The sequence below is a fragment of the Waterburya sp. genome (genome assembly GCF_058530065.1).
In genome coordinates, this window is the sequence record NZ_JBZNBU010000179.1 from 1 (window position 1) to 14,471 (window position 14,471).

The following is a 14,471-nucleotide window of genomic DNA, read 5'->3' on the forward strand; positions in this document are numbered from 1 at the left end:
CATAAATTTAGAAATTATTGGGGATGAAGAGGACGAAGAGATAGAATCTTTAGCTTTAAACTTCTCTGGTTTAACTGGGGCTACCTTTAACAACAACCAAACCCAATTTTCAACTACTGTCACCATCGAAAATGACGATGAGATCTTACCTCTAGTCTTAAACGGAGATGAAAATAATAATCTTTTAGAAGGAGATGCTTTAAACGATATCCTATCGGGTGCTGGTGGCAAAGATACCCTTAAAGGATTTGCTGGAGATGATTATCTCGATGGAGGAATAGATAACGATACCCTTAATGGCGGACTAAATAACGACACCCTAGATGGTGGTGATGGCAACGACAAGCTTTATGGTAAAGAAGGTCATGATTCCCTCAATGGTGGTGCTGGAGATGACTACTTTAGCGGTGCTAATGGTCACGATACTATCTATGGTGGTGAGGGTATTGATACTATCTACGGTAGTACGGGCAATGATAAATCCTATGGCGAGTTGGGGAATGATATCCTCAACGGCAATTTAGGTGACGATCTTCTCAATGGTGGAGACGGCGACGATACCATCGATGGCGGTGACGATGACGATAAGCTTTATGGTAAAGAAGGTAATGATTCGTTGGTTGGCGGTGCTGGTAATGACTACTTTAACGGTCAAGACGGTAGGGACATTATCTATGGCGGTGAAGGTGTCGATACTATCTATGGTGGAGGAGATGATGACATTCTTTATGGAGGATTGGGCGACGATATTTTAGCTGGTAATGCTGGGGCGGATGTTTTTGTTTTGGAAATTGCTGCGGGTATGGATACGGTTAATGACTTTAATGATGGAGAGGATTTGTTTGGTCTGCCCGCTTCTCTTGGCTTTGGCGATTTGAATATTAGCGATAGTTCGGGAGATGGGATAATTGCTGATAATAACAATAATGTTCTGGCAATTGTTAGTAACGTCAATGCAGCAGATTTAACTGTGGATGACTTTACGATTGTTTAATTGTCTTGGCAGATAAGGTATCAGATTGACAATTCTTACTCAATTAATACTCTCGACTTTTACGGTAGTAATGCCAAAACATTACTACCTTTTTTGGGGATATAATATAGTGTTTGAACTTAAAATTTTGTCGAATCTATTAAACAGAATTAGCAATTTATTTGCTAAAGTTAATTCCTCCTAAAAATTGCTCCTGGGTTATTTCCTGCACCGTCCAAAACTACCATTTTCCACACATTAAAAGTAACTAAAGTCTCAAAATTACTAGGATAAATAGTAGTCAATTGCCAAGCATAAAAAATCCCTGCCAAACCTGCGATCGCACTGTGAAAGGAATTGTATCAGTATACTAAAGATGAATTAGAAGGAGTTACTGTTTAAGAGAAAATTTAGTTTTTTTAGATGTAGTAAAAATAAATAGTATGGTTATTTTGCAAATAAGATTAGATACTCGCAGCAATCCGAAAACCAAAAGCATCGGATTTACTCTTGGGATCTGATTTAATTCGCTGGGCGCAACGACAAGATCCTGGTGGATGTAGCCACGAACCACCTCTTAAGATTCGCAGATCTTTAGGATTGTTACTAGTCCAAGCAATACCATCTTTTGGGGCATGATGATAGTTATTGTGCCAACTATCGGCACACCATTCTGCTACATTGCCATGCAGATCGTGCAAGCCAAATCTGTTAGGAGAGAAAAAATCTACATCAGTAGTTTGGTTACGATTTTCTCCTTCTAAACCAGCACCATAAATATCTTCTCCATTATAGTTAGCTAGTTGAGTATCTATGGTGAAGCCATAGTGAAAGGGTGTATTAGTTCTTCCCCGACAAGCATATTCCCATTCTGCTTCGGTAGGCAATCGTATTTCTCTACCGACAATTTGCGATAGTTTTTCGCAAAATAAATTGCAATCAAACCAAGATACTCTTTCTACAGGTTTTTTACTTTGAGTATCATTAGAATCAATAAATCTAGAAGGATTATCATCCATAATAGCTTGCCATTGTGCTTGAGTAACAGGATATTTGCCGATTAAAAAAGGGCGAATTGATACCTTGTGTTGAGGGCTTTCTTCTGTTTCTCTTTCTAGTTCTTTTTCGGCAGAACCCATCATAAATTCTCCCCCAGGAATACCAATTAAATCTAAACTAATATCTTTATTTAAACTTAAGGTGATATACTTAGCTTTTCCTTGATGAGTTTGAGTTGATAGCATAGTTGTCTTGCCCATAATCAACCCCGAACTATCGAGAATAGTTTGATATTGATATTCAATAATTTTTAACTCTAGTTTTTGAACGCGCTTTTTAACTCTTGAAGCTTTTAATTGAGTTTTTTTAGTAGTACGATAATTAGGCTGAGAGCCAATAGGAGTGGAGATATAGGAAGGAGGTGAATTAGGATTGGTATTTCCTCCCAAAATAGCTAATACTTCACTAACAGTTTGAAAGCGTTTTTTGGTTGCACCTTCTACTAATTTATCTAGAATACAACTCAGTTCCTAATCGAGATCGTTGTCTTGGAGATAGTCGCGCCACATCCATTCTCCTTCCGTTACATCAAATAGTTCTGTGGGTGGAATATCTGTAAGTAAATGAAGACAAGTTGCTCCCAAACTGTAAAGATCGCTGGCAAATTTAGCTTTGCCTACTGCTTGTTCTGGGGCGATATAAGCAGCAGAACCAATAATCGTACCGACTGCTGATGTATTATCGCCCATTGTTTCTTTGGCTGCCCCAAAATCTACTAAAATCAACTTATTATCTTGTTTTCTTCTAATAATATTTTCGGGTTTGATATCTCGATGAATGACATTATGCTGATGAACAAAGTCCAATACTGATAGTATATCTTTGAGTAATTGTTCTATTTTTGGTTGGTCGAAAACTCCTTGACTGGCTAATTCTTTAGATAAATCTTCGCCATCAATAAATTCTTGAATTAAATATTTGCGATCTTCTTGATTAAAAAATGCTAAAAGTTCGGGAATCTGTTCGTGCTTGCCCAATTCATCGAGACGTGCCGCTTCTCTTTCAAATAACTCGGATGCTTTTCTGAGAGCTTTTTTACCTTTTACTTCCGGTAGAAATTGTTTGATGACACAACGAGGTTTGGAGGGTTTGTGTTCGTCTACAGCTAAAAAAGTCCGACCAAAACCACCTTGACCTAAAAGATTAATTGCACGATATCGATCTACTAAAAGTAATTTAGAATTACATTGTTCGCATAGTTCTATATTCTTAAGATTAACGTGAAGACAATTAGGGTTCAGGCACTGACTAATCATGCTATAAATACAACCGAAGATTCACCTGCGATCGTAAACACTGATATAACGATATCGCCTCAGTTAATCTGTCAGTCTCGATCGCTCTAATTTTAACTTTGATTGATTTTTTCCGTAATTTTGCGTAATTTTAAGTTTGGAACTGACAAACGAACTAATAAGTACTAGAATACTAACTGGCTATTTTTAATTGTGAAACCGTTCTGCTAACCGTATGAATAAGTCAGGAAATAATAAAAAAAGATCTAATTTTCTCTACACATTTTCCGATCTTGTTGCATAATAGTATACGGCACTATTGGTAGAGTTATAAGCTGGTAAAACAGACCATTAAACGCTACATATAGTATGAGACTCCATATTTTATTTTTATTTAGCATACATGAAACTATCTACTACACAACAAGTAGAACAGACTAGGGATTTAGTATTAGCTCAATTAAAAGAGCATCAAACCCCCATGAGCTTGCAAGAATTAGGTTTGAGCTTAGGAGTTGAAGCGAATTTGTCCCATCGTACTCTCAAAGAAGCAGCTTGGCGATTGGTAGAAGAAGGCAAAGCTAAGTTTAATTCTACTTGGGACTTAGAAATCCTTTGAATTATTAGCTGCAAATTAAGGCGAAAAGCTGGATTAAAGCGTACTATCTAAGATGGCAGTACGTCTTTTTTTATCTATGAATAATTATTCACTATTTAATTATTCATTATTAATTATCCAACTCGATCGCCTATGCTAGAAAGACATCACAGACAACATACTCCATTTGGCAATAAAGGTGATAAACCAGGAGACAGTCGCAAATCTTTTCAAGTCGATCGCGATCGCATTTTATATTCTTCAGCATTTCGACGTTTGGCACAAATTACTCAAGTAGTAACCGCTCAAGAAGGTCATGTATTTCACAATCGCCTCACCCATTCTTTAAAAGTAGCCCAAGTCGCCCGTCGGTTGGCGGAAAGATTGGCAGCGGAACAACCCGATATTGCCCAATCTATCGGCGGAGTAGATCCCGATGTGGTAGAAGCGGCTGCTCTCTCCCACGATTTGGGTCATCCTCCCTTCGGACATACTGCGGAGGAACAATTAGATGAATGTGCGGTTAAAGCAGGGTTAACGGACGGTTTTGAGGGTAACGCGCAATCGTTTCGCATTCTAACCCGTTTGGCAATTCATCGCATTGATTATTACGGTTTAAATTTGACTAGGGCAACTCTTAATGCCGTCTTAAAATATCCCTGGTTGAGATCGCCCGACTCTCAAAGTAAGAGATATCGCAAGTATTCTATTTACAACCAAGATCGTCAAGCTTTTGAATTTGCTAACCCTGAAGGTAAGGATACTCAATCGATAGAAGCGAGTATTATGGATTTTGCCGATGACATTACTTATAGCGTCCACGATCTAGAAGATTTTTATTTAGCTGGTCTAATTCCTTTAGAATTATTAGCAACTGATTGGGATGAATTGGATCGTTTTACTACCCAATGGTTGCGGGAGTTTCCTAACAATAAAGTAGCCAAAATTGTTAAAGTAAATCCCCATCGATTCCAGAATTTTTTAGATGCTACTTACAATCTTAAAGGTCAATATCGCCCTGGTTCTTTCGAGCAAAAAGCGCAAATAAAACGGATTAGTTCTCAGTTAATCCAAACTTACATTCACTCTGTCGAATTAACTACTAAATATGGGGATCGTGGCTATTTAAAATACAATCGCAATCGAGAAGAAGAATTAAGATTTTTACAACGTATTGTTTGGTCTTATGTTATTTCCGATCCTCGTCTAGCTACCCAACGTTACGGACAAAAAAGAATCGTTAAAACCCTGTTTGAAATCTATCTTGAAGCAATTCGCAATCGCGATTTGAGCTTTATTCCCGCCCGTTTTGTGAAGGAGTTTCTAGAAATAGAAGAAAATGCTGCCAGTCAAAATGAAGCAGACTTACAAAAAACTAGAATGGCAGTAGATATCGTCGCAGGATTGAGTGAAAATGAAGCCGTAATACAATACCGTCGCTTAATTGGTATCAGCCAAGGATCTTTTTTAGACAACTGGAATTAGAGGTCAGCCCTAAAGGATTAGCTCCGCTCCGCTTCGCGTCAGGTCAGAGGTCAGAAGTTACAAGCTAAAAATATTACTTATTACTTATTACTTATTACTTACCTATTCCCCGTCCATGCTGCATCTGGTTGGTCATTACAATAACTCCATTTGCCAGTAAAGTTTTGTTGGTTGGGGCTGAGTTGCCAAGAAATTCTTCCCCAATGAAAAGAGTTTAGTTTTGGCGTGCTACATTTTCTAGCCGAACTAGATTCGATCCAATATCCATTTAAAACATTATTAGTTACCGTGCCTTGAATTTTACCGTCGTCTTGATTGTAAACACCAGTAATATTATTTCCTATTTGAGATAAATTCATTTTTCCTTCTGAAGTATTCCAGAACCCTTGCCAATTACTACTAATAAAATTAGTACTATTAAATTCAATTTTTTCAATATCTCCAGCATTGATGGGAACGGTATATCGTTGACCGTTTTTACTATGAATTATCATTTCTCCTAGAGCAATCTGAGGAGTTAAAATTACAGCTATAATCGATGCTGACTGCCAGAATAATTTCATAGTTATTACTATATATTTAATTAAAGAGATGCGATCGATTATACTTTTGCTGTTTTAGATTGTCATCGGTCTTTAAACTATGAATTTTGGCTAAAGAAATTGGCTACCATAAACTCGCTCGAACATTTACAGTTTTAGAAATTAGAACTTGGAGCGATCGCGGTTCAAATTTATTCCATGAATGTACCCTACTAAAAATAAAAAGCGATCCTTATGGAATATTTTTTTTGAGAGTTATTTCTTTAGATAAATTGCCAACATATTTTTGCTTGCTTCCAGAAAATATTAATTCCATTAGGGATGCTGAGAAATGGATTCAATATAAAATTTATTCAAAATCAGAATTATCTCGTTTATGTAATATAGCCATTGAAACATAAGTTTAACAATAGACAATTACCTGATACTATCCATAAAATTCTAGACTAAATTAGTCACCCTCGGCAATAGTTACAGCTATCGAACTATAGGTTAAGACATCTTTGAGTCTCTTTGCGCCTTTGCGACTTTGCGCGAGACTTTTTTCTATCATCTTAATATTTGTTTCGACTGCCATATATCAAAAGAATTATTAAACGCTTTTGATCGCAATTGTCAATTGTCAATTGTCAATTATCCACTGATAAAATTTTCTCTAACATACTCTTCAGCATCAGAGCGATCGCCAATCTTGCCGTCGAGAGTTGCAGCCATAACATCATTTAAAATTTCTTTGTATAAAGGTCCTGGTTTGTAGCCCAAAGTTTTTAAATCGTTACCCGTTAGAATTGGTTTGGTTTGAGATAGTTTGACAATATATTGCCAGAGAATCGAGCGAATTTGTTTGTCGCTTCTGGCTGCCAAAAGAATCAGACTTAAGGGTTTATGCGATCGCAAGACTTGGTAGATCTGACTTGGTAGTTGACAATTAGTTAGCTGGGGTACAATCTCAGCTTCTAATGATTCTAATTGTGATAATCTTTGCAAGCTGTCTTTAGGTAGCTGTAAATTTTCGGCTACTTCTAATCTATCTTCTAGGTTTAAGTGAGCGATTAGAATTTCTAGGCGAATTAACCAGGGTTGGACATTGGGAACATCAATATAATAGAGCCAGCGGGAAACACAAGCTACTTGCCAAGCTAGAGTTTTAGTGTATATTAAATCGGGATGGAGACAGCTAAGGGCATTTAATTTAGCCAGCAGTTTTAAAGCGGGTTTCCAATAGTTTGCCTGAAGAATATATTTTAATTCCGATCGCAGTCTGGTAGTTAGGGCGGGTGAAGCGCGATCGCTGATTCTTAATTCTTGGTAAACTCCGCTTTTAATGGCGTAGTGAATATATTCTTCAGTTTGAGGTTCGATCGCAAACCCCAGGCGCACGGCAAAACGCACCGCCCGATAGATGCGCGTGGGATCTTCGATAAAACTGTTGGCATGAAGTACGCGAATGTGACGATGCTCTAAGTCGATTAAACCGCCAAAAAAGTCTAATAAATCTCCTTTACGAGAGAATTCACCCCGTTTGGGAGCAGTAAGGCGCACTGCTAAGGCGTTAATCGTAAAATCTCGACGATATAAGTCCTGACGAATCGAACTGGCTTCTACATGAGGGTTAGCAGTGGGATAGGGATAAAATTCTGTTCTGGCTGTGGCTATATCAATCAGTAGGTTATTAAATATAGGATCTCTGTGCCAAGCTAGGGCTGCGGTTTGGAATTCACCGTGAATGGAAAGACTGACATTAGGATACATCTCTTCAATTACCCCTGCCAATTCTACCCCCGCGCGATCGTCAGCAGAGCGATGAAAACCATCTACCACTAAATCAATATCCTGCAATAATAAAGGCTCGTTGTCTTCTGTGAGCAAGACATCCCGCACGCCACCGCCCACGAGATAGAGATTCCACCCCCTACTTTGGGCTGCTTGGGTAACTTCTTGTAATAGTTGCCAGATCGGAGGCTCTAAGCGATTTTGTAGGGTGGGTAGCAGACGGGAGGTTAAATTGGCTTTGCTAAAAGTATTGCCGTTTTGTTCGGCATAACCGTCGTGCAATTGACGCAACACATCGGTACGAGTCACAATGCCGATTAGTTCTTTATCTTCAATGACGGGCAACCTACCTACATCGTAAGTCACCATCAGGGCTTGTATTTCCGAGAGAGTAGTATGGGGGTTAATGGTTTTAAGATTGCGACTCATATAACCCTTGACGGGGGCGTGACTAAAACCATGATGGAGAGCCAAATCTAAATCCCGACGAGAGATAATTCCCACTAAAAGATCCTTTTCATCTACCACCGAAACCCCCGAATGTCCGTAACGGAATAATACTCTTTGTGCCTGTTCGATAGTAGTATCGGGGCGTATCGTCCGCACGGGGGAAGACATCAAATCTCTAGCAGTGGGAGGTTGGGGAATTTGAGTTTCTAATTGAATAATTAATCGCTCGAATACGGCTTTAGTATCTTCGATTTGCAGAGACATCGAAGCAGCCTGGGGGTGTCCGCCACCGCCAAAAGGCTGAAACAGTCGATTGAGATTGATTTCATTTAAACGAGATCGCCCGATGACTACTAATTTGGCATTTTGACCCTTTTGATATTGATGTCCTAGCAATAAAACGTCGCTTTCTGTCAGATCGATCAGTCTGGCAGTGAGGCTAGCCAAACCATTAACAAATTTTTCTGTTTCTAATAAGACAGTCGCGACAGTGTAACCTCTAATGTTCCTTTTTTCTAGCTTATCTAAAGCCTCTTTTAACAAATCTTGTAATTGGGTCGATAATCCTGGCTCGACATATTCCCCAATCATAGATATATTAGCTCCTTGCTCCATCAACCAAGCGATCGCTTTGGCATCGCGAGGAGTAGTTTGCTCGAAGGTGAGCGATCCAGTATCTACATGGATTCCTAACGCCATCGCCGTAGCTTCAAACTTAGTTAATTGAATGTTATTTTCTTGGAGTAATTCAACGATATAGGTAGTTATCGCCCCTACTATTTCGGTATGAATCTCCGTTACGGCAATATCCGATTCTAGATCGATGTGATGGTCGTAAATTTCTATTTTCTCTACATTGGGCAGATCTAACCATGCAGCTGCTGTACCCAGGCGATCGCTTTTTTGGGTATCTGTAATGTTTATGGTAGCGATCTTTTCTGGGTTAATGCTACGCATTTCCGCAAAAGCAAATTCATCTCGATACAATGCCAGGAAGTTCTTAACCGTAGGATGCGCCCCTCCAGTCAACACAATTTTAGTTCCAGGTTTTAGACGAGATAAACCAATTGCCGAACCTAAAGCATCAAAGTCTACGGTTTGATGACACAGAATTATATCCATGAGGGACTTTTGTATTTAACCTACTCCAGAATAGAGCTTTTACTAGTGTACGATAAGACCTTTACTTATTTCGCTCTTTGCTATTTAAGGAGGTTGATGTCCGTATTATTATTTAATTTATTAAAACAAAATAGTACATATTTAGTTATTTCTTGCTTGATTTTTCCTCTTTCCCTTCAAGTATCTCTTGTTTTTTTTACTATTTTTATAGTAACGAGAGTTTTATTTACTGGTAATTTACAAGAGAAAAAACCAAAAAATAAATTAGATTACTCAATTGAAATAGCTTTTAGTTCTATTTTTGCAATCGCAATCTTTGATTTTTATTATGAATCTCGCATCCATTTTTATCCCGTATCTCATTATGATTATTTAATGGTTGCCATCGTCGCTTTGATTCTCAAACTTTATCCCCTTAAACAATTTGAATTTCAAAGATTTTGCTTAATTCTTTCTTTAAGTCCTATTGTTATTTTTATTAGTTATTTTACTACTTTTAATTTTAAAATTAGGAATAATTGGGGATTTGACAATGCTAATGGCTTAGGACTTTACTGTGCTATCTGTTTGCCCTTGATTTCATGCCAATTATTATCTGATCTACAAGATATTAGAATTTATCCCCAGCAATTCTTACAATCTAAAAAGATAGTATTTTGGCTAGATATTATATCATTATTATTTTGCTCGGTGATGTTAGTATCTTCTGGTTCGAGGAGTTCTTTTTATACTAGTCTAGTTATAGAATCTATTATCTTGCTTGTTTATTTAAAATCAAATTACAATTCATATCTAAAGTGGCGTGATGTTTATTTTATAGACAAAAATACATTTTTATACACTTTTAGTTGTTTGGGATTGATGGGTATTTTATATCATTTTATCTTAAGCAAGTTTATATTTATTAGAAGATTTATCAATCTAACTAATAGTACCAATATTTATCGTACCTATGTCTATAAATGCTATTGGAATTTAGGTCTCGAAAAACCTTGGTGGGGATGGGGAATCGATAAAACCTCTGCTTTGTGCGAAGCAGAATTAAAAGCTAGGTATGGCGGTGTCAATCATGCTCACAACTTTATTTTACAAATCTTTGCCGATCGTGGAGCGATCGCAACTTTACTTGGTTTAATGGCGATCGCTTATTTTATGGTCATTCCTAGTTTTAAATTTATAGTAAATTACAATTATCGATTATCTTCCACTCTTTATCTAGGAATTTGTGCATCTTGCTTGAGTATCTTAATTGTTAGTTTGTTTCAATCTTCTTTCTATCACTATCCTCTATTTCCTCTTTGGTTGGGACTATTTACTGGAACGCTCAATTGCTGCCATAAATTGACAACTAATAACTAATCAATTCTTAATTCCTGTAGAACCAATTCCTTGAATAAATTGCTTTTGACCAATAAGAAATAAGATTAAGACAGGAATCGTGGCAATTACTACTGCTGCCATTAATAAAGACCAATCATTAGTAAATTGTTCTTGAAACTCCGCTAAAGCTAATTGTACCGTTTTCAATTCTGGACGAGTAGTAAATACTAATGGCTTAAATAGATCGTTCCATTCACCAATAAAAGTAAATAAAAATAATGTAATTAAAGCAGGGCGGGATAAGGGCAACATAATCTTCGTCAAAACCTGCCAGCGATTTGCACCATCGAGGATAGCTGCTTCTTCAAGTTCGATAGGAATGCTAGCAAAATATTGGCGCATCAAAAAAATCCCAAAACCATTAGCAGCAGTGGGTAAAATTAAAGACCAATAGGTATTAATTAAATGAGCGTATTTTAAAATCGCAAAAATTGGAATTACTAATAACTGAAAAGGAATTACTAAAGTTGCTAAAACTAACAATAAAATTGCTTGTTTGCCTCGAAATTTTAATCTTGCTAAAGCATAGCCACAAAGGGCAGAAGTAAAAATTTGCAACCCAGTAACGCTTAAAGCAACAATCGTAGAATTAGCAAAAGCAATTAAAAAATTACCTCCTTGCCAAGCGGATACATAATTAGCAAAAGTAACAGAATTATCCTTCCCAGTTAGAGAGTTTTGCAAAACAATAATTAAAGGAGACAAAACTAATATTGCCCCTAAAATTAAGACTATTAAACTTAAAAATTTCTTCAAATTAAGAGTAAAAAATAATCGTGATCGCTTTTTCATTGCTAATTAAACAATAAATCGGCAAGAGGTCTAGTTTATCAAAAAAATTATACTGCGATCGGTCTCGTTCTAAAATCGTAAATAATCCCTAAAATGCGAGAAGACTTGCTTCTGGGGTTCTGTCCGTGTTTCGATCCCAGAAACAAGCCTTAATGGTTCACTCCTCACACCTAGTATTCTTGCTCAACATTGAAAAAAACAACGTGGGGAATGTAACAGTTTGGGAATTGTCACTTTTTGTTCTCAAACATTTAATCCTTACTATCAAGCAAAAATTAATTATCGAGCAACTTTAGCGATCGCACTTTCTAACATTTCGGCTGCTTTATTTACTTCAACTTCGGAAACAATGAGAGGGGGAACAAAACGTAATACTTTAGTCCCTGCGGGTGCGAGTAATAAACCTTCTTCCATAGCTGCTTTAACCAAATCGATGGAAGTCAATTCAATATCGGCTTTTAATTCCAGACCATTAATTAAACCCCAACCCCGCACTTCGGTAAAGAGAGAAGAATATTTTTGTGCAATTGCTCTTAGTTTAACTCTTAATTGCTCTCCTCTTTGGCTGACATTTTGTAGAATGCCTTCTTGTTTGATAGTTTGCAAAACTGCGATTGCTGAAGCACAAGCAAAAGGATTACCACCAAACGTACTAGCATGGTTTCCAGGCTCAAAAGCAGCACAAGAGTCCTTACACAGCATTGCCCCGATGGGTATGCCTCCCGCCAAACCTTTAGCACTGGTAAGAATATCTGGTTCGACTCCTAGATTTTCATAACCCCAAAGTTTACCCGTTCTACCAACACCTACTTGCACTTCGTCAAAAACCAGCAGAATATTATTACTGTCACAAATTTTCCGCAGCTTGAGAAAATACTCTAAATCTCCTGGGCGCACGCCCCCTTCTCCTTGGAGGGGTTCGATCATAATTCCTACTACTCGACTTAAAGTACCTTCATCGAGATCGGCGATCGCATTTTCAATGGCAGTAATATCGTTATAGGGTACATAGGCGAAGCCCGCAGGCAGAGGCGCAAAACCTTTTTGATATTTCTCTTGTCCCGTAGCAGTAATAGTTGCTAAAGTACGTCCGTGAAAACTAGCTTTTGCCGTGAGAATAATCGGATTTTCGACTTTATCTAGATGAGTATGGGCATATTTTCTGACTAATTTAATCGCAGCCTCGTTAGCTTCCGCCCCAGAGTTACAGAAAAACACCTTATCCGCACAAGAATTATTCACCAGCCATTCTGCTAGCTGTCCTTGTTCGGGAATATAATAAAGGTTGGATACGTGATGTAACTTTTGAATTTGTGCCGTTACTGCCTCGATTAAAGCAGGATGGGCGTGACCTAAAGTACAGGTTGCAATTCCCGCCACAAAATCGAGATATTCCTTGCCGTTTGTATCCCAAAGACGACAGCCTTCACCGCGCTCGATCGCGATAGGGAAACGACCGTAGGTTTTCATGACATTATTATCAAAGCGATCTCGATCGAAGAGATCGAGATTAGAAGTATTAATAGAATCTGATATTGTTGGGGATTGAATCAAAACTTGCTCCTATAGTTAATAAAATTAAATTTTATTGGCAAATACAATTAGAATGGCAATTACTATTCGATGATACTGGGATTATTTTCTTTTAAGCCAGACTTAATCTTAATGTAATCAATTTACACTAGTTGTTAGGCAAAATTGTTAGCAAATTCTGAATGTATAGCAATACCTTTGAGGAAAAATATGTCCGCTTGCGGAAAGAATTGGTTCGGGGTGGCATAGCATTAGCTAGCATTGTCTTGATGGGAACTCTTTGGTATTGGCTAGTGGAAGGCTGGTCTTTTTCCGAGTCAGCATACATGACAGTCATTACCCTATCTACCGTCGGGTTTTCTGAAGTTCGTCCTTTAGGCGAGAGAGGCAGGCTATTTACAGTAGCTCTTATTTTAATGGGTTTGGTAACCATCGGTTATATTGTTAACCGTTTTACCGAAGCCTTGATTCAAGGTTATTTTCAAGAAGGTATCAAACTAAGACAGGAGAAAAGCTTGATTGAATCACTAGATAACCACTATATAGTCTGTGGTTTTGGGCGCACTGGTAATCATGTTGCCCGCGAGTTTTTTGCGGAAGGTATTCCTTTTATTATTATTGACGACGATCTCGAAAGAGTAGAAGAAATTAAACAGTTAGGATACACGGTAATTTTAGGGGATGCTACCCTAGACGAATCTTTAGTCAGAGCAAAAATCGATCGCGCTGTATGTTTGGTTACCGCCCTGCCTTCCGATGCGGAAAATCTTTACACAGTCTTATCGGCAAAGACTCTCAATCCCAGAATTAGAGCGATCGCCCGTGCCAGTAACGAAGAAGCAGTCCAAAAGCTACAACGGGCGGGGGCAGACGCGGTAGTATCTCCCTACATTACAGGAGGAAAAAGACTGGCAGCAGCAGCCCTTAGACCACAGGTAATGGACTTTGTAGATGGAATTATTGCAGGGTCAAATCGAGCTTATTATTTGGAAGAATTTTTGATCGATTCTGAAGCTTGTCCTTATGTGGGCAAAAGTTTGAGAGAAGCTAAACTGCGATCGCAATCTGGGGCATTGGTGTTAGCAATCCGTCGCATTGACGGTAACTTAATTGCTGGACCTACAGGAGAAACCAGAATCTTAGAACGGGATGCTTTGATTTGTATGGGAACGGCAGAACAATTGAGGGATTTGAATAAAATTCTTGGCCCGATTAACAATATTAATTCTTTAAGATTGCCCAAGAAAAAGTAAAACTAACTTAAATGTATATCTTTAATGTACATCTGGTCTAGATCGAACAGGGGGAATAGAAGTAAGTACCTAAGCAGAATTAGTTACACATTTGGGAGACTAGGAGATATTATCCCGCGAAGACGGGACTAGAAGACAGGGTGACGGGGTGACTCACTACTCACTACTCACTACTCACTACTCACTACTCACTACTCACTACTCACTACTCACTACTCACTACTCACTACTCACTACTCACTACTCACTACTCACTACTCACTACTCACTACTCAC

At 38.1% G+C, this 14,471-nt stretch carries 12 protein-coding genes and 1 pseudogene; 6 read left to right on the top strand and 7 right to left on the bottom strand.

Features of this window, described 5'->3' with window-relative positions:
* Positions 1–994 (top strand): calcium-binding protein (locus tag AC33VI_RS11310; RefSeq protein WP_491782364.1); only part of this gene is annotated, 994 nt, incomplete at its 5' end.
* Between the two features lie 185 nt (positions 995–1,179).
* On the opposite strand, the pseudogene AC33VI_RS11315 reads toward AC33VI_RS11310, so the two are convergent.
* The 3 genes and pseudogenes from AC33VI_RS11315 to AC33VI_RS11325 all read right to left on the bottom strand — a co-directional run.
* A pseudogene (locus AC33VI_RS11315) lies at positions 1,180–1,317 on the bottom strand (ABC transporter permease subunit); the annotation flags it as partial.
* Between the two features lie 120 nt (positions 1,318–1,437).
* Complete coding sequence (locus AC33VI_RS11320) at positions 1,438–2,421, bottom strand: formylglycine-generating enzyme family protein (protein ID WP_491782365.1); 984 nt, start codon at positions 2,419–2,421, stop codon at positions 1,438–1,440.
* An 81-nt stretch (positions 2,422–2,502) separates the two neighbouring features.
* The gene (locus AC33VI_RS11325) at positions 2,503–3,288 is read right to left on the bottom strand and encodes a protein kinase domain-containing protein (protein WP_491782366.1); all 786 of its coding nucleotides are present in this window, start codon (positions 3,286–3,288) and stop codon (positions 2,503–2,505) included.
* 382 nt (positions 3,289–3,670) lie between these two features.
* Between AC33VI_RS11325 and AC33VI_RS11330 the strand changes: the two genes are divergently transcribed.
* Positions 3,671–3,886 (top strand): hypothetical protein, encoded by a 216-nt coding sequence (locus tag AC33VI_RS11330; protein WP_491782367.1) that lies wholly within the window; start codon positions 3,671–3,673, stop codon positions 3,884–3,886.
* Between the two features lie 132 nt (positions 3,887–4,018).
* Entirely contained in the window at positions 4,019–5,350 is a 1,332-nt protein-coding gene (locus AC33VI_RS11335) for a deoxyguanosinetriphosphate triphosphohydrolase family protein (protein ID WP_491782368.1), read from the top strand.
* A gap of 98 nt (positions 5,351–5,448) precedes the next feature.
* On the opposite strand, the gene AC33VI_RS11340 is transcribed toward AC33VI_RS11335, so the two are convergent.
* Entirely contained in the window at positions 5,449–5,913 is a 465-nt protein-coding gene (locus AC33VI_RS11340; RefSeq protein WP_491782369.1) for a hypothetical protein, read from the bottom strand.
* An 86-nt stretch (positions 5,914–5,999) separates the two neighbouring features.
* On the opposite strand from AC33VI_RS11340, the gene AC33VI_RS11345 reads away from it, so the two are divergent.
* Entirely contained in the window at positions 6,000–6,293 is a 294-nt protein-coding gene (locus AC33VI_RS11345; protein ID WP_491782370.1) for a hypothetical protein, read from the top strand.
* A 232-nt stretch (positions 6,294–6,525) separates the two neighbouring features.
* Here AC33VI_RS11345 and AC33VI_RS11350 read toward each other — a convergent pair whose 3' ends face one another.
* Positions 6,526–9,237, bottom strand: a complete 2,712-nt coding sequence (locus tag AC33VI_RS11350) for a CBS domain-containing protein (RefSeq protein WP_491782371.1) — start codon at positions 9,235–9,237, stop codon at positions 6,526–6,528.
* Between the two features lie 96 nt (positions 9,238–9,333).
* Here AC33VI_RS11350 and AC33VI_RS11355 point away from each other — a divergent pair, with 96 nt between their 5' ends.
* The gene (locus AC33VI_RS11355; protein WP_491782372.1) at positions 9,334–10,596 is read left to right on the top strand and encodes an O-antigen ligase family protein; all 1,263 of its coding nucleotides are present in this window, start codon (positions 9,334–9,336) and stop codon (positions 10,594–10,596) included.
* Here AC33VI_RS11355 and AC33VI_RS11360 read toward each other — a convergent pair whose 3' ends face one another.
* A complete protein-coding gene (locus AC33VI_RS11360; RefSeq protein WP_491782373.1) occupies positions 10,597–11,409 on the bottom strand; it encodes a carbohydrate ABC transporter permease in 813 nt (270 codons plus the stop codon).
* 279 nt (positions 11,410–11,688) lie between these two features.
* Complete coding sequence (locus AC33VI_RS11365; RefSeq protein ID WP_491782374.1) at positions 11,689–12,963, bottom strand: aspartate aminotransferase family protein; 1,275 nt, start codon at positions 12,961–12,963, stop codon at positions 11,689–11,691.
* A 161-nt stretch (positions 12,964–13,124) separates the two neighbouring features.
* Here AC33VI_RS11365 and AC33VI_RS11370 point away from each other — a divergent pair, with 161 nt between their 5' ends.
* The gene (locus AC33VI_RS11370; protein WP_491782375.1) at positions 13,125–14,195 is read left to right on the top strand and encodes a potassium channel family protein; all 1,071 of its coding nucleotides are present in this window, start codon (positions 13,125–13,127) and stop codon (positions 14,193–14,195) included.
* Positions 14,196–14,471: the final 276 nt, after the last annotated feature.

Excerpts from the sequence above, each read along its gene's own strand:
- AC33VI_RS11330 (WP_491782367.1), top strand. The coding sequence starts at position 3,671 with ATGAAACTATCTACTACACAACAAGTAGAACAGACTAGGGATTTAGTA.
- AC33VI_RS11340 (WP_491782369.1), bottom strand. The coding sequence starts at position 5,913 with ATGAAATTATTCTGGCAGTCAGCATCGATTATAGCTGTAATTTTAACT.
- AC33VI_RS11370 (WP_491782375.1), top strand. The coding sequence starts at position 13,125 with ATGTATAGCAATACCTTTGAGGAAAAATATGTCCGCTTGCGGAAAGAA.
- AC33VI_RS11335 (WP_491782368.1), top strand. The coding sequence starts at position 4,019 with ATGCTAGAAAGACATCACAGACAACATACTCCATTTGGCAATAAAGGT.
- AC33VI_RS11355 (WP_491782372.1), top strand. The coding sequence starts at position 9,334 with ATGTCCGTATTATTATTTAATTTATTAAAACAAAATAGTACATATTTA.
- AC33VI_RS11360 (WP_491782373.1), bottom strand. The coding sequence starts at position 11,409 with ATGAAAAAGCGATCACGATTATTTTTTACTCTTAATTTGAAGAAATTT.
- AC33VI_RS11325 (WP_491782366.1), bottom strand. The coding sequence starts at position 3,288 with ATGATTAGTCAGTGCCTGAACCCTAATTGTCTTCACGTTAATCTTAAG.
- AC33VI_RS11350 (WP_491782371.1), bottom strand. The coding sequence starts at position 9,237 with ATGGATATAATTCTGTGTCATCAAACCGTAGACTTTGATGCTTTAGGT.